This is a genomic window from Deltaproteobacteria bacterium, from assembly GCA_019912665.1.
Taxonomy (GTDB): domain Bacteria; phylum Desulfobacterota; class GWC2-55-46; order GWC2-55-46; family GWC2-55-46; genus UBA5799.
The window spans coordinates 60,837-76,633 of record JAIOIE010000006.1 but is presented as its reverse complement, the minus strand read 5'-3'; the positions used below and the strand labels follow the sequence as shown (position 1 = coordinate 76,633).

General features: G+C 56.3%; 14 protein-coding genes. 7 read left to right on the top strand and 7 right to left on the bottom strand.

Annotation, left to right across the window (positions count from 1 at the left end; genetic code table 11):
• The first annotated feature begins 7 nt into the window (after positions 1 to 7).
• Both K8I01_00435 and K8I01_00430 read left to right on the top strand, forming a co-directional pair.
• Positions 8 to 1,591 carry an NAD(P)/FAD-dependent oxidoreductase gene (locus tag K8I01_00435; protein ID MBZ0218887.1) on the top strand — a complete coding sequence of 528 codons (1,584 nt, stop codon included), beginning with the start codon at positions 8 to 10 and terminating at the stop codon, positions 1,589 to 1,591.
• On the top strand, positions 1,578 to 3,470 hold the full coding sequence (locus tag K8I01_00430) for a hypothetical protein (GenBank protein MBZ0218886.1): 1,893 nt from the start codon (positions 1,578 to 1,580) through the stop codon (positions 3,468 to 3,470). Before K8I01_00435 ends, K8I01_00430 begins: the two co-directional genes overlap by 14 nt.
• Before the next feature lie 74 nt (positions 3,471 to 3,544).
• On the opposite strand, the gene holA is transcribed toward K8I01_00430, so the two are convergent.
• The 3 genes from holA to leuS are packed head-to-tail and all read right to left on the bottom strand — an operon-like array spanning position 3,545 to position 7,605.
• Positions 3,545 to 4,510 (bottom strand): DNA polymerase III subunit delta, encoded by a 966-nt coding sequence (gene holA, locus K8I01_00425; GenBank protein MBZ0218885.1) that lies wholly within the window; start codon positions 4,508 to 4,510, stop codon positions 3,545 to 3,547.
• On the bottom strand, positions 4,511 to 5,011 hold the full coding sequence (locus tag K8I01_00420; GenBank protein MBZ0218884.1) for a hypothetical protein: 501 nt from the start codon (positions 5,009 to 5,011) through the stop codon (positions 4,511 to 4,513).
• Complete coding sequence (leuS, locus tag K8I01_00415; GenBank protein MBZ0218883.1) at positions 5,008 to 7,605, bottom strand: leucine--tRNA ligase; 2,598 nt, start codon at positions 7,603 to 7,605, stop codon at positions 5,008 to 5,010. The genes K8I01_00420 and leuS overlap by 4 nt, the downstream gene beginning before the upstream one ends.
• 191 nt (positions 7,606 to 7,796) lie before the next feature.
• On the opposite strand from leuS, the gene K8I01_00410 reads away from it, so the two are divergent.
• From K8I01_00410 to K8I01_00395, 4 genes are read left to right on the top strand one after another with little or no spacing between them, the layout of a single operon-like run.
• Positions 7,797 to 8,333 carry a TlpA family protein disulfide reductase gene (locus K8I01_00410; GenBank protein ID MBZ0218882.1) on the top strand — a complete coding sequence of 179 codons (537 nt, stop codon included), beginning with the start codon at positions 7,797 to 7,799 and terminating at the stop codon, positions 8,331 to 8,333.
• Positions 8,334 to 8,342: 9 nt separating this feature from the next.
• On the top strand, positions 8,343 to 8,855 hold the full coding sequence (locus tag K8I01_00405) for a nitroreductase family protein (protein MBZ0218881.1): 513 nt from the start codon (positions 8,343 to 8,345) through the stop codon (positions 8,853 to 8,855).
• 39 nt (positions 8,856 to 8,894) lie between these two features.
• Positions 8,895 to 9,719: an NAD(P)-dependent oxidoreductase gene (locus K8I01_00400; protein ID MBZ0218880.1), complete on the top strand. Its 825-nt coding sequence runs from the start codon at positions 8,895 to 8,897 to the stop codon at positions 9,717 to 9,719.
• 9 nt (positions 9,720 to 9,728) lie between these two features.
• On the top strand, positions 9,729 to 10,097 hold the full coding sequence (locus K8I01_00395) for a hypothetical protein (protein MBZ0218879.1): 369 nt from the start codon (positions 9,729 to 9,731) through the stop codon (positions 10,095 to 10,097).
• A 27-nt stretch (positions 10,098 to 10,124) separates the two neighbouring features.
• Here the strand turns inward: K8I01_00395 and K8I01_00390 are convergent, their stop codons facing one another.
• The 3 genes from K8I01_00390 to K8I01_00380 all read right to left on the bottom strand — a co-directional run bounded on the left by K8I01_00390 (position 10,125) and on the right by K8I01_00380 (position 13,193).
• Positions 10,125 to 11,996 (bottom strand): DUF4105 domain-containing protein, encoded by a 1,872-nt coding sequence (locus tag K8I01_00390; GenBank protein MBZ0218878.1) that lies wholly within the window; start codon positions 11,994 to 11,996, stop codon positions 10,125 to 10,127.
• Positions 11,997 to 12,060: 64 nt separating this feature from the next.
• Complete coding sequence (locus K8I01_00385) at positions 12,061 to 12,546, bottom strand: DUF3015 domain-containing protein (GenBank protein ID MBZ0218877.1); 486 nt, start codon at positions 12,544 to 12,546, stop codon at positions 12,061 to 12,063.
• A gap of 176 nt (positions 12,547 to 12,722) precedes the next feature.
• Complete coding sequence (locus K8I01_00380) at positions 12,723 to 13,193, bottom strand: DUF3015 domain-containing protein (protein ID MBZ0218876.1); 471 nt, start codon at positions 13,191 to 13,193, stop codon at positions 12,723 to 12,725.
• A 295-nt stretch (positions 13,194 to 13,488) separates the two neighbouring features.
• Between K8I01_00380 and K8I01_00375 the strand changes: the two genes are divergently transcribed.
• On the top strand, positions 13,489 to 13,902 hold the full coding sequence (locus K8I01_00375) for a PEP-CTERM sorting domain-containing protein (protein ID MBZ0218875.1): 414 nt from the start codon (positions 13,489 to 13,491) through the stop codon (positions 13,900 to 13,902).
• Positions 13,903 to 13,976: 74 nt separating this feature from the next.
• Here K8I01_00375 and K8I01_00370 read toward each other — a convergent pair whose 3' ends face one another.
• Positions 13,977 to 15,674 (bottom strand): proline--tRNA ligase, encoded by a 1,698-nt coding sequence (locus K8I01_00370; GenBank protein MBZ0218874.1) that lies wholly within the window; start codon positions 15,672 to 15,674, stop codon positions 13,977 to 13,979.
• Positions 15,675 to 15,797 lie beyond the last annotated feature (123 nt).

The window sequence follows — 15,797 nt, the reverse complement described above, 5'->3', positions numbered from 1 at the left end:
CGCCTCAATGACCCAGAAGACCGCCGTTATAATCGGGGCCGGACCTGCCGGCCTTACCGCGGCCTTCGAGCTGCTTGAAAAGACGGACATAAAGCCCATTGTGTTCGAACAGACCGCCGACATAGGCGGTATTTCGAAGACAGTCAATTACAAGGGCAACAGGATAGACATCGGCGGCCACCGGTTCTTTTCCAAGTCCGACAGGGTGGTCGAATGGTGGCTCAAAATCCTTCCCCTTCAAACCTCTCCGGCAAAAGACGAGTCTCCCGAAAATGCGAATTTCCTGGCCGGCAAAAGTAATCTTGAACGATTTTCCACTCCCTCCAGCGATACGGTCTCGGATCCTGAAAAAAACGACCTGGTAATGCTCGTAAGAAGCAGGCTCTCCCGTATCCTTTTCATGCGGAAGTTTTTCGATTACCCGATATCAGCCAATATGAAGACGCTACGGAACCTCGGGGTCCTCCGAGCGGTCAGGATCCTTTTGAGCTATTTAAGGGCCAGGCTCGCGCCGATTGAGGAAAAATCCCTTGAGGACTTCTTCATAAACCGGTTCGGAAAAGAGCTTTACGCGACCTTTTTCAAGGATTATACGGAGAAGGTATGGGGTGTGCCGTGCAGCGCCATAGACCCGAGCTGGGGCGCCCAGAGGATCAAGGGGCTCTCCGTGACTAAGGCGCTATTTCACGCGGCAAGGGGCATAGTCTCCAAACACAGCTCCCTCGAACAAAAGGACGTAGAGACGAGCCTGATCGAGAGGTTCATGTACCCTAAATTCGGCCCCGGCCAGATGTGGGAAGAGGCGGCGCGCATAATAAGGGAGCGGGGCGGCGAGGTGCGTTTGAACCACCGCGTCAAGGGCTTGAAGGTAAATAACGGGAAAATATCCGAGGCGGTGGTTATCGACGGATCGACCGGCGAATCAACGACGGTCATGGGAGATTATTTCATATCCTCGATGCCAATAAAGGACCTGATAGCCGCGATGGGCCAGGATGCGCCCCGGGAAGTGCGAGACGTTGCAGGCGGCCTTGCTTACCGGGATTTCATTACTGTAGGCCTGCTTCTCAGAAAACTCCCGATAAACACCCCTACCGGCACCATTCCTGACAACTGGATCTACGTCCAGGAAAAAGACGTGAAGCTCGGGAGGATCCAGATCTTCAACAACTGGAGCCCTTATATGGTAAGGGACGACGGCGCCGTCTGGATCGGCCTTGAATACTTCTGCAATGAGGGCGACGAACTATGGCTGAAGCCCGACGTGGAGCTTGCCGGGTTTGCAGGAAAAGAGCTTGAGAAACTGGGGATGATCGCCGGCAAGGATATTCTGGACAGCACCGTCATACGCATGCCGAAGGCGTACCCCTGCTATTTCGGCTCCTACGAGCGGTTCGAGGTCATAAAAAAATTCACCGATACCCTTGAAAACCTTTTCCTGATAGGACGTAACGGGATGCACAGATATAACAACCAGGACCACTCCATGCTTACGGCCATGGTCGCGGTAGAGAACATAAAGAACGGGATCAGCACGAAAGAAAACATCTGGTCTGTAAACGCGGAAGAAGAATACCATGAGTCCAAATAGGGGAACGGCAGCCAGGCTGGCAATCATAGCTGCGCTTTTCCTCCTCGGAATCACGATCGGCACCGTTCTATGGGATGAGATCGTACTGCCTTTCAGTAATCCCTGGAAGGTCGTCGGACCCATGACGCTTCTCGGATATAATCCGGGCAACAATATCCTCAGGTTCGTGGTGTTCGTCATCTCCCCCGCTCTAGTCCTGACGCTCGCCTTTCTGATCTCCAAACGGCTAAGAGGATTTCTCTTCACCCCACCTGTGCTCCCGCCGGCCGCTTACGCGAAAACGGAAAAGAGGGCCGTGCTCATAGTGATGGCGCTTTCCGTAATCGTAGCCCTCAACTCGCCTTCTATCATGGGCGAACTCGATATTTTTCACGAGGGAGAGAGCCTCGGAGCCAGTATTTCTTACGAAGCCGGGCTGGCGCCGTACAAGGACTTCATTTTCGCGCACGGCGTGTACCAGGACCCCTTGCGGTCGATATTGGCTTTCAAGCTTTTTGGCAGGTCCATCAGCTCGGCCAGGACCCTTGATAACATTCAAAATGTCCTTGCATTTGTCCTCCTGGGAGTCCTGGTCCTCAAACTTTTCAGGGGTTCCTTGCTGGCCGCATCCGCAATGGTACTGTTTGCCGGCCTTTACTGGACGATACATCTGATTCCTTCCCAGGTATTGGGATATATTCTGATTCCATTCATCATGCCTCGTGACTTAACTATTTTCGGCTTTCTGATCGCCGGCCTTTCAATACATACTCTCGCACACGCCGAAAAGCCCAGGCCTATAGTCGTTTTCATTTCAGGCCTTGCATTCTCTTTTATACCCATTGCTTCTTTCGCCTATTCGGTTGATAGGGGTTTTTATCTTTTCACGGCTTTCGTCGTACTGGCCCCTTTGGCATACATTTTCCTGTTGCGGCGGAACAAGGTATTTCTGACCTCGCTAATATTCGGCGCACTCACGTCGATTGTTCTTCTGGTTCTCCTGCTTCGGGGAGGAACGGCCGAGTTTATCGGATATGTTTTCTTCACCATGCCGAAGTACAAGGAGCTTATGGACGGCCTCGTTTATCCTTTTAACGTCTGGTCGGCATTCCTGGCATGCGTACTTTGCGCATTCAATGCTTTCTGGATTACAAAGAGGTTTTTTGGGGAACTTAATTCAAATGGAATAGGCGCGCCAGGGACTTTTCTGAAAGGTTATTTTCCGGAACTCATGCTTTTTATGCTTTCGATATTCATATTCAGGGGCGCCCTTGGCCGCTCCGACCTCGATCACATCGCTTCCAGCATATATCCTGCCAGCCTGCTTTTTGTCTACATCATGACAAAGCATTACGGCACTTATCTCCCCCGAAAATTCCGCTTTTTCAGAGGTGCCGGCGCGTTTGCAGCCATAGTGCTCGTATTTGCCGTCCTGTTCGGGGCCTATCGCATATACGCCCTCGGCCTTATTCACCAAAATTTCCCCGTAAGTATCAAGGATGAAGAATTCATCCCTGCCAATTACAAAGCGACCATCTCGTTCCTTGAAAAAGAAATTGGCGGGGGCGAGACGTTTTTCAACATGACCTCTGAGGCCATCTGGTATTACTTTCTGAACCAGCCTTCAATGACGCGCTTCCCGGTCATATGGTTCGCAGCGCCTGAGTTTTATCAGAAGGAGGTCGCCTACGACCTTGAACGAAAAAAGGTCAAATACATAATTTTTTCCAATTTCAATGGAGCAAACTACATAGACGGGATAAGCACAAAAACCAGGCTCCCCATATTGACTGATCATATCCGAAAGGAATACAGATTCCTCAGATGGATAGATGACAACGAGATATGGATCAGAAAGGATGCTTCGGAAGAGGTATTTAAGGCAAAACCGGCCTACTAGAAAAAAACCAGTGAACCGGTCTCTATAAAGCATTTGCTCAGAATACTGCTATCGCCCACGAATCGGGAAACATATTACCTCCCCGCTTTCCCGCAAAGCTCCATTATGAGCCTGGGGAGCACCGTGGCCGACGGGGCCCTCCCGGACTTGAGGTCGGTATCAGCTGCCAGGAGCTTCAATACGGCGGACTTTAGCTCCGCTTCATTAAATAGCCTGCTCCTCTTTACATAATCCTCGGCGTGCCTGGGGAAAAGCCCGGCAACTGATGCTATCCTCGCCGCGGGCGTGCCTTTCCTCAAGAGCGCCTTTATCCTGAGAAGCGTCCTCATCTGCCTCGCTATCGCGCCAAGCACCTTTATCGGCTCCTCGTCCGAGAGCTTCCGGTAGGCCCTCACGGCCTCCCTCAGGTCCTTCCTGCCGATCGCGTCCGAAAGGCCGAATACCGACTCTTCCCTGCACTCAAGGCCTGATTCCTCTATGTCTTTCTCGTCTATCCCGGGCTTGTCTCCGATAAAGAGGACAATTTTATCGAGCTCCCCCTTTATGTCACGAAGGCTGTTCCCGGCAATCTCAAGGAGCCTCTTGGCGGCCTCGCCGCTTATTGATTTTCCCTGCCTCGATGATTCGTCCCTTATCCATTTCAGGAGCTCCGCGTCGCGGAGGCGATTGCACGCCTTTAAATACCCTTTCTCTTCGAGCGCCTTTACGAGCTCCGACCCCTTATCAAGCTTTGCGGCGTTCGATATGAACACGAGGCATGTGGAGGGCGACGGGTCTTGTACGTAAGATGCGAGCTTCTTTTCCTCGGCCGCCTTTATGGCTTCGGCCCCCTTCACGATGACAAGCCTCCACTCGGCAAAGGCCGGCAAGGTCGAGGCCGTCGAGATGATTTCTCCGGCATCCAGCCCCTTGCCTTCGAAGGCGTGGAAGTTCATTGAGGCGAAGGGGCCTGAAAGTGCCTCCTTCTTTATCTTGCCGAGGCTATCCTCGATTAGATAGTCGTCGGTGCCGTAGATATAGTAGACGGGCTTTAAAAGCACTTAGAACCTCACCAGCATGCGTTCCTTTACGAGCCTCGCCGTGTCCCTGGCCAATTTCAACAGGGCCGCTTCCTCCCTGTCACTGGTCTCAGACGGGCTGCCCGTGTTTACGGTAAAGTCCTCGGAGTCCGCGACCCCGCCCGCCTGCCAGACGATCTCTCCGGTAGCCCTCTTCTGGATCCGGAGGTCCATTACGACGGTAAGCCTGTATTCCTGGACTACGTCGCTCTTTGAATACGATACAGGAGCGATATTATATGACGTTATGGACCCTTCCATGACAAACGGGGCGTCCTCGGCGATGCTTACGGTAGTAAGGAACTCGTTTACGAACGCGGCGGTCACGCCCGCTTCGATGTCCGGCTTGAGGGTGACATTGGTGAAGACCGGGATTGAGAGGCTCTCAACGCCTCCGGGCATATCCCCTGCCTTGCCGGTAAGGTGGTAGCCGCAGCCCGAAAGGACGAGAAGGGATACGAGGAACGCGAAAAAAGGCCTCATGCGACCACCATGTTGACTATCTTGTCCTTCACGTAAACGAACTTCTTGACCGCCTTCCCCGAAGTAAGCTCGGCTATCTTCCCGTCCTGCATCACAAGCGACCTCACCTCTTCCTCTCCGGCTCCGGCTGGTATGCGGACCCTCCCCCTCACCTTGCCGTTCACCTGCACGGGTATCTCGACCTCTTCTTCCTTCACGGCCTCCTCGCTCCATTCCGGCCACCTGGTCCTGTACACAGGCTCGCCGTTCCCGAGCCTTTCCCAGAGCTCCTCGGAGATGTGCGGGGCGAAGGGCGCGAGGAGAAGGATAACGGCCTCTACTGCCTCCCTGAAGACCCTTGCTTCAGTGGAATCCGGCCGCCCCTTTCCATTGAGCGCGGCCTGAAACTGGTAAAGCGCGTTCACGAGCTCCATAATAGAGCTTATGGCCGTATTGAAATGGAACCTCTCCTCTATGTCCTGGGTGACCTTCCTTATGGTCCTGTGGGTTACTGCGTGGAGCTCCCTTGCCGCACCTTCGGCGTTGGAGCCGGGCTGCATGGGCCGGGCCTCCTTCAAAAACTCGATATTCTCGGTAACGAGCCTCCACACCCTGCCGAGGAACCTGTACGAGCCCTCGACCCCTTCCTCGTTCCAGTCGAGGTCTTTCTCGGGCGGGGCCGCGAAAAGCGTGAAGAGCCTCGTTGTATCGGCCCCGTATCTCCCTATTATGCCGTCAGGGTCTATCACGTTCTTCTTTGACTTGGACATCTTCTCGACCGCCCCGGTCATGACCGGCTTTGAGCAGAACTTGCACACCCCTCCCGCCGCCTCCTCGGGGTAGAGATATCCGTGCTCCGGGCACCTCGTTATCTCCTTGCAGACCATGCCCTGGGTAAGGAGGTTTTTGAAGGGCTCGTCAAAGCCGTGGAGCCCGAGGTCGCGTAGCGCCTTTGTAAAAAAGCGGGCGTAAAGGAGGTGCATTACCGCGTGCTCAATGCCCCCTATGTACTGGTCCACCGGCATCCAGTACGCGGCGTCCTCTTCCCTGAAAGGGACCCCGGTTTCCCTTGGCGACACGTACCGGAGGAAATACCATGACGAATCTACGAAGGTGTCCATTGTGTCGGTCTCGCGCCTTGCAGCCCCGCCGCATGAGGGGCAGGTCGCGTTCACGAACGCCTCGGACGAGGCAAGCGGCGATAAGCCCTTCCCCGTAAGCGAGACGTCCTCGGGCAGTATCACCGGGAGCTCCTCATACGGGACCGGGACAGCGCCGCATTTTTCACAATAGATAATCGGAATTGGGCAGCCCCAGTATCTTTGCCTCGATATGCCCCAGTCGCGTAGCCTGTAGGTTACGGCTTTTTTCCCCGCCCTTTTCTCCTCAAGTAGACGCGTTATCGCCTCCTTGGCTTCATCGCTATTTATCCCGTTCACAGGGCCCGAGTTTACCATTACCCCCGGCTCGACATAGGCCGCTTCCATCGTCGCCGGATCGAGAGCTGAATCGGGCGGGTTTATGACGACCTTTACGGGCAGGCCGTACTTCTTGGCGAACTCGAAGTCCCTCTGGTCGTGCGCAGGAACGGCCATGACCGCGCCTGTGCCGTACTCCATCAGGACGAAATTGGCGGCATAGACAGGGACCCTGTCGCCCGTGAGCGGGTTAATGCAGTACGCGCCGGTAAAGACCCCCTCCTTCTCGACCTCGTCGGGGTTGAGGGCCATGCGCTTTGCCTCGTTCCTGGCCCTTGCGGAGAACCTCCCTACCTCTTCCTTTCTGTCGGGAGCGGTAATCTTTTCTAGCAAAGGATGCCCGGCCGCAAGCGACATGAAGGTGACCCCGAAGAGGGTATCGGGCCTCGTCGTGAATATCCTTATCGTCTCGTCAGAGCCCTCGACCCTGAAATCGGCCTCTGCCCCGACGGATTTGCCTATCCAGTTCCTCTGCATGACGAGCACGCGCTCGGGCCAGCCAGGGAGTTTATATGTATGCTCAAGGAGCTCCTCGGCGTACGCGGTTATCCTGAAGAACCACTGCTCGAGCTCCCTCGTCTCGACGAGCGTGCCGCACCGCCAGCACCTTCCGTCCTCTACCTGCTCGTTCGCAAGCACGGTCGAGCACTCCGGGCACCAGTTTACGGATGAGCGCCTCTTATAGGCGAGCCCTTTCTCGAAGAGCTTGAGAAAGAGCCACTGGTTCCACCTGTAATACTCGGGAGAGCAGGTCGCCACCTCCCTTTCCCAATCATAGGAGAGGCCCATGCGCTTAAGCTGCACCCGCATGTTGGCTATGTTCTCGTAAGTCCACTTCGCGGGGTGTATGCCGTGCTGGATGGCCGCGTTCTCGGCAGGGAGGCCGAAGGCGTCCCAGCCCATTGGATGAAGGACGCTCCTCCCCTTCATCATGAGAAACCTGGCGACCACGTCTCCGATGGAGTAGTTCCTTACATGGCCCATGTGTATCTTCCCGGAAGGATACGGGAACATCTCAAGGACGTAGTATTTATCGCCTTCGGCGCCCGCCTTCCTGAAGGCTCCGCCCTTCTCCCATTCGGCCTGCCACCTGGCCTCGACCGACTTGTGGTCATACCTTTCGGACTTCTCTGCCATCTGCCCTCTCTAAGGTAAAAATAGGTTTTAAATAGGCTTTTTTAACATGAAATTATAGCATCTTTCAACGGGAAAGGGTTATAGAGAAATAGAGAATATGACTGCCTCCTGTTATTCACGGTAGTGGAGCTGGCATAAGCCCTTCCTTTATCCCTGCTTCTTCTGGTAATATTACAACCCCGGAGGTGGCCGTGAAAAAAATCATGCTAATTATCATCCTTGCGTTTATCGCTACGGCCTGCAACGACCAGTCTGGCAAGGTCGACGGCAGCCTTTATGAGCCCAGGCTCGTACAAGGAAGCCCCGCAGTTGACTTCCTGCATAAAGAAATGGGCGGAAACCCGTTCAGGCTTTCAGAGGAGAAGGGCAAGGTAGTAGTGCTCTACTTCTGGAGGATGAAATGCGAGGAATGCAAGGAGGAGCTTAAGTCTCTTGACGGCCTCCAGAGGAAGTACCGGGAGCGCGGGCTCCTTGTAGCCGCGATCGGGGCAGACTCCATGCACAGCGCACCTGTCTTCAAGGTGCGCGAGTTTCTCGACAAGGAAAAGTTCAGCTTCACGAACATAAGGGACGAGGACGGCTTCGTGGCAGAGGCGTACAGGGTCATGCGGGCCCCCGAGGCGTATATTATCGGAAGGGACGGTAATATCGCCCTCGTCGTCAAGGGCCTGTCCGACTGGACGGGCGTGGAGAGGACGGCTCTCCTCGAAAAACTCCTTTCAGAGTAGAGGTGGACGATGCTCAACGTAATCAGAAAGCGGAGGTCCGTAAGGGTTTTCCTCAAGCGCGAGATCGAGGAAAGGAAATTAAAGGAGGTCTTGAAGGCCGCCATGTGCGCGCCCACCTCCTGGGGGACTAGGGCATGGGAGTTCGTGGTAGTGAGCGACCCGGAGGCGAAAAAGGCGCTCTCAAATTCCACCGCACACGCCCGCTTCGTAAGGAACGCGCCGCTCGTTGTGGTCATCTGTTATAATATTAAAACAGGAAGGCGCTTCAGGGAGGACTCTTCGATAGCCGCGGAACACATACACCTTGAAGCCGTAAACCAGGGACTCGCCTCCTGCTTCGTGCAGGTTGCCGACGCTGGTGAGCCCCCTGGGAGCGCCGAGCCTTTTGTAAAAAAGCTCCTGGGCATACCCGAAGAATACAGGATCCAGTGCATGATGCCTCTGGGATACGCCGTAAGAGAGCCCGGAGAGCACACCGACGACGAGTTCGACCCCGGGAAAATCCATTACGAGAGGTTCTGAGTGGCTCCATTAAGGGCAGGGCTTATCGGGCTCGGCCGCATGGGCAAGGCCATAGCGACAAGGCTAAAAGGCCAGGGGGTGGAGGTCCACGCATGGAACAGGACCCTCACCAGGGCAAGGGAGCTCGATGTCATAGTGAGCGACACCCCTGCGGCGCTCGCATCCAGGGCCGATATCATCTTCGTCAGTCTCTTTGACAGCGCTTCGGTAAGGGAAGTCCTGAGCATGAATAACGGCCTCCTCTCCGGAGAGCTCAGGGGCAAGCTGGTGGTCGACATGACCACCAACCATTTCAAAGAGGTCCTCGCCTTCCACTCGATATTAGCTGAGAGGGGCGGGGCCTATCTGGAGGCCCCGCTCATCGGGAGCGTAATACCCGCGATGAGCGGAAGCCTCACCATACTCGCAAGCGGCGGGGAGGACCCGTACAAGGCCGCCCTCCCCTACCTCGAAAAGCTCGGGAGCGCCATATACTTCCTCAAGGAGCCGGGGCTTGCGACCAGGATAAAGCTCGTAAACAACCTCCTTCTCGGAACATTCATGGCCTCTATAGCAGAGGCGACCGCCCTTGGCGAAAAGGCCGGGCTTGACAGGGCGACCGCGCTCGATATATTTTCTAACGGCGCGGGAAGCTCCGCAATCCTTTCCGCGAAGAAGGAGAAGCTCCTGAACGAGGACTTCGAGGCGCACTTCAAGTGCTCGCTCATGTACAAGGACCTCCATTATCTACAAGACCTTGCCGCGGCGCTTAAGTCGCCCGTGTTCACGGCGAGCATCGCAAAGGAGCTCTTTGCCGCGGCCGTATCAAAAGGGGCCGGGGAAGAGGACTTCTCGGCCGTTTACAGGGCCGTAAAAAATCTTTAAGGGTGTAAAGTGCCGGAAGCCGCAAAAGATGTCATAAGGACGGAGGATTACAGGGAGGAGATGGAGGCTCTCCTTGAGAATTACGGGTTCGGGCCCGCGAATCTCGAATTCACCGACGGATTCCCCGACGAGCCGCTAAGGGCCTCGAAATGCCAGAAGATAGCCAGGAAGATATATTTCAAGAGGCTCATTGGCAGCGCCGAGAAGGAGGCCGCGCTTACGGAACTCCGGCTTTTCGCCGGCGAAACAGGCGAGCTTGAAGACGACTGGATGTTCGTTAAGCACACGCTTCTTAAGCACATCTACTCCATACAGCACCGTTGGCAGCCTGACCACGAATGCGCGAAGTGGGCATTCTACCACCTTAAGCGCGTGTAGAGCTGCCGAAAAAGCCCAATCTGCTGCTCAGTAATATAGGTTCAGGGAGATGGATGTCTCCGTCGAGTAAAAGCCGTCGAAGTCCTCCCGCTTAAGGTTAAGCATCAAGGCGCTCTCTTTCCCGGTAGTAAAGGTCTGATTAAGCTCGGCTGTGAGTATGTCATGGCTGTCGCCAGGGCCGAAGGCCAGGGCAGTGAATTCGAGCTGCGCCTTCCACCTCTCCGTAATCCGGCCTATTGCGCCCGCCTTTACTCCGGCGCCGAGCGCGTATCCCTTGTCGAGCCTTTGTCCGGCCTTGGCCTCTGGCCCGGCAAAGGCATAGAGGAGCGCGCCCGGCCATTTTCCGTAACTCAAGCCGACGGCCGCGGAGACGCCCGCCACGGTCCTAGGCTCATCGCCTGAATACTCCTTTTGAAGCGCATTTGCCGTAACCCGCCAGGATACGGGCTTAAAGAACCTGTCCCTGGGCGAGATGGATATTATCTCCAGAAGCGTGAGCCTTTCCGGCTCAAGCCCCCTTCCGTCGAAGTTGTACCTCGCCTCGCCTTCAAGAAAGGTTATTGCGGCTCCGGGGAGATAACCTTCCTGCGGGTCCATGAGGGCGTGGTTCGCGGGCCTGAGCTTTACTGAAGCGAACTCGCCACTTCCACGGAGGCCCGCCCCGATGGAGAGCCTTGCAGGGCCGTGGCCGTCATCCGGCGGGGCCGGGGCGCCTATGTCGTAAGGCGGTATGAGCCCGAGCGTGCTCCTTGCGCCTAGAACGCCTATATACCTCGACGTGTATTCCTCCTTGGCGAGCTTCCTCTTCGCATACCTGTACTGGACGTACTCCGAGGCAAGGTCCAGGACCATCGCCCTCTTTTCCCTCGGAATAGCCTCGTCACTGGCGAGTCCATTAGGGTCCAGCGCGCCGGAAGCGAGCTCCAGAGCGGCGGTGCGGAGGCCCTTGTCCAATAGTCCCTCGATGTGCCTTATCCTCGAGGCCTTTGAAGGCCTGTACCGGGCCTCGACTGAGCTAATACCGGTCTTTTTGATCGCCCGGACCGTGTCCATCGGGATCACCCAGGGCGGCAGGAGCCGAAGGAGGTCCGTTTCCGGCCTTGCCGCCTCGAGCGAAAGGAGCAGGTTATAAGAGCAGTTCTCGTCGAAGAAGTAATAATCCGAATAGATGTCCTTGAGCTCCCAGAGGTGGAGGAGCATCCTCTCGACCTCTTCCGGTGTGAAATCCAGCCTGTATTCCCACATGTCCCTGTTCTCGAGGAAGCTGTACTCCTTTATCTTCTCGTAATACGGGAGCACGCCGAAGTACCCCTTGTACGCGCCCGTAAGCCCCTTTACCGCGAAAAGAATGCCGCTGGTCTCCGGGGTGACGGCCGAGTAGTTGACCGCGAATGAGAACATGGTCGATTCCCTGTCGGAGTCGATGCGGAGGAGCGTGTGGCCGAACATGGAGGCGGGGCTGTTTATGTGCGATACCGGAAAAACGAGGACCGCCGAGCGGGGGTTCATGTTCTCCATCAGCTCGTCATACCCCTTGCACTCGGGCGCGGGAAGCTTCGAGCGGTCGATGGATAGCTCCTTCGAGAGCCACCGATATCTTGCTATGAACCTGCACTGGGGGTGGGCATCCCCGTCGAGGTCGTCCCTGAAGAACGCATTTATGGTCTCCCTGAGCTCTGCCCTGGGGTCGTTCTTTCCAGAACGCGAATTGAAGAAGGCGGGGTCGTCCACGAGGCTCGTGTACCCGCCGAGGAGCTCAGGCCTGTAATGGATGAGCACATGCCACTCGCGCCTGTCATGGAGACCCGTAGAGACGGCCTTTTCCGCGAGCTCTTCGGCGTACTCTCCATTGGAAGCGGCCGCCTCACGCGGCGAGAGCGCGAAAAAGGCGAGGGCCAATAAAAAGAGAGGCCATGCCGGCCAAAAAGGCCGGCATGGCCTGGGACTCTCTTTTGGATGTCGGCTACGAGTTGGAAGCAATCTTGTAGATGCCCTCGATCACGTCGGCCGACTCAACGGCGGAAGAGCCGTATACGCCGTTGAAGTTCTCCTGGAGCTTCGAGAAGAAAACCGGCCTCTGCTCGACCGGTACTTCCATAAGCTCGGCCAGGGTGGAGAGGGCCTCGCCGTTACCGGCAGCGATGTCCTGCGCGAGGGTGTCCATGTTGTCCGCGACGAACCTCAGCACTTTCTCGTTCTCGACAATCATCGAAGGCTGCGCGCATCCCAGGGTGCCGGAGGTGATGCCGAAGGTCTGGTTACCTAAAAACCCGTTCGTGGTGACAGCCAGTATCTGGAAAAGAGTCTTGTCCTGGCCGATTTCCTTGAAGAGCATGTTACCGAGGCCGCATCCCACATTGGTATCGTACGACTGGGCAGCGGCAGTTGCCGGGAGCATGAACGCTCCCGCAAGGAGAAGCGCGGAACCAAAACCAACGAGTCTTTTCATCCAGGGCCTCCTGAGAGTTTTTCTTCTTTTATAACTAATGCCCCTGGATGTCAAACGAAATATTTAATGAACACGCCGGAATTAAACACCAAAGTCACAGACATAATTTCAAAAAGGCCACGAGGTCTCAAAAGGGCCTCATGGCCTCTCGAATCATGCCGGTGGGACCGGGCCGGCTATAGCGAAGTCTTCGAGATGTTCTCTATTACATCCGCGGACTGGACGCTACCAGAAGCGTATATCTCCTTGAAATTCGACTGGAGCGCGGCATAGAACTCGGCCCTCTTCTCAGCGGGCACGCCCATGAGCTCGGCAACCGTCGCGATGGATTCCCCGTTCCCGGCTGCCATGTCCTGGGCGAGAGAATCCATGTTGGCGGCCACGAAGGTATTAAGCTTCTCGTTCTCGACGAACACGGCCGGCTGCTGGCACCCGAAGACGCCGAAGGTGATGCCGATGGTCTGGTTGAAGAGTATCTGGTTCGTGGTTATCGCAAGCACCTGAAAGAGTGTTGCGTCCCTCTCTTTCATCAGCACGCTACCAAGGCCGCAACCGACGTTCTGGTCGAAGGTCTGCGCCCCGGCTGGAAGCGCCGCAAACCCCATAAATAAGGCAAGGGCGCATCCCGATATGGTAAGCCTTTTCATGCCAGCACCTCCAGAGTTGTTTTTTAAAAAAGAATAGCTCAAAAAACCGGGTTGTCAAACGAATGGACAAAAAAAACGCGCACGCCGCATGAGGTCTTCCGCGAAGTAAAAAAAACTGCAGGCCCGCTAATCAGGAAAAACACGCGCTTACGCGAAGAAGCTCTTCCGGTCTGTAAAAAAGCTTTACTTCGCAGGTCCCGACCCGTCCGAAAACATACCCGAATACAGGCAATTCACGCTGGCACGGCTCTTGCTAAGTAAAAAGGAATCAAAAAACCCCAAAGGAGGAATAGCAATGAAGAGAAGCCTACTCTCCGCAGCCGTACTCGCCGGATGCCTCGCCCTCGTTCCTGCCGTAAGCTCCGCAAACGCATCGAACAATGGTCCTACGCCCCCCCCTTTCAACGGGAACGGCGGCAACACCAACACCAATGTCGCAGTCGCAACCGCAACCAACACGACCATCGTAAAGATCAAGAACATCATCAAGGTGAACGGCGGCAAGAAGCATTTCAAGCCCGTCAGGAACAACGTCAAAGACCCTCTGGCTAATAATGGCAGCAACTACAACGGCGGCAAGCATTACAACGGCAAGAAGTGCAAGAAGGAGAACAACAACAACCACGCCGTACCCGAGCCCGGCACCATGGCCCTCCTCGCAGCCGCAATGGGCGCGATAGTCATAAGGAAGAGGCAGTCCGCGAAGTAATCGCCGAAAGAGCCGCAATAAAAAGGCCGCTGCCGATGGCAGCGGCCTTTTTTTATTGAACCGATCCTTACGCGCTATCTTCCGATGGCCTTTCTGACCTCGCCGGGTATTTCCTCGATCCCGATGAGCCTCGTCTCGCCGGATTTTCTCATCTTAAGCTCCGCCTTGCCCTGCTTGAGGTTTCTTTCGCCTACGACCACCCGGACAGGAATGCCTATGAGGTCGGCGTCCTTGAACTTCACCCCCGCCCTCTCGTCTCTGTCGTCGAGGAGCACCTCCATTTCGGCCCCGAGCGTTTCATAAAGCGTCTCCGCGGCCTTTTTCGTGGCCTCGTCGTTCACGTTCACTGGCAGGACCTCGCAGTCGAACGGCGCGAGCGGACCCGGCCATACTATCCCGGCCTCGTCATGGTTCTGCTCTATGGCGGCGGCCGCGGTCCTGCCGATGCCTATGCCGTAGCAGCCCATTATCGCCGGGCGCTCCTTCCCTTCTTCGTCGAGGAAGGTCGCGCCCATGGCCTCGGAATACTTGGTCCCGAGCTTGAATATGTGCCCCACCTCTATTCCGCGCCGTATCTCGAAGGCGCCCTCGCACCTCGGGCACATGTCCCCGGCCAGCGCGTTCCTTATGTCGGCGTAGGACGCGCCGGTGAAATCCCGAGCCGCGCTCACGTGGACGAGGTGCGCGTCCTTCTCGTTCGCGCCGGTCACGCCGTCGAATATCCTCTTAACTGCGTGGTCGGCGTATACGGGTATTTTAAGCTTCACCGGCCCGGCGTACCCTGATGGCGCGCCTGTCGCCTTCTCTACTTCCGCCTCGTCCGCGAGCTTCACCCATGCAGCCCCGGCGGCGTTCCTGAACTTGAATTCATTAAGCTGGTGGTCGCCCCTTACGAGAGCTGCGACCACACCCCTGTCCGTCTCGTATATAAGCGTCTTAATCATGGCGGAAGGGCTGGCCTTCAGGAACGCGCTCACCTCTTCTATGGTCCTCATGCCCGGTGTCGAGACCCTCTCCACCGGAAGCTCGCCCATTGGCCTTTCGGGGTGCGGCTCCCGCACTTCGGCCCTTTCGATATTGGCGGCGTAGCCGCACCTCGTGCAGCTCGCAATTGAATCCTCGCCGCTGTCGGCAAGGACCATGAACTCGTGCGAGAACCTTCCGCCAATCGCCCCGGTCTCGGCCTCGACGGCCCTGAACTGCAGCGCGCACCTCTCGAATATCCTCGTGTAGGCGCGATGCATGTTCTCGTATTCCCGGTCCAGGCTTTCGGGAGTGGCATGGAAGGAATACGCGTCCTTCATTATGAATTCGCGGCCCCGCATGAGCCCGAACCTCGGGCGTATCTCGTCCCTGAACTTGGTCTGTATCTGGTAAAGGTTCAGCGGGAGCTCCCTGTATGAGCGCACCTCCCTCCTCACCATGTCGGTTATTACCTCCTCGTGGGTCGGCCCCAGGCAGAACTCCCTCTCGTGCCTGTCCTTGAGCCGGAGGAGCTCCTTGCCGTACGCCTCCCACCTGCCGCTCTCCTGCCAGAGCTCCGAGGGGACGACCATGGGCATGAGCACCTCCTGGGCGCCTGCCCTGTTCATCTCCTCCCTGACTATGGCCTCCACCTTCTTTACCACCCTGTGGCCGAGCGGCAGGAGGTTATAAATGCCTGCGGCCACCTTCCTTATCATCCCGGCCCGTATCATGAGCTTCTGGCTTATGACCTCGGCGTCTGCCGGAGATTCCTTCAAGGTAGGCAGCAGCATCCTCGAATAGCGCATCTCTTTTATTCTCCGTGTACCGTTATTGGCTTAACGAGCCGGACCGCTCCGGCAATAGTGGAAATTGACGAGAGGACCTCTTAGGTCCTCTCGATTTGGATATGCCCGGTCCTGACAGGCAGC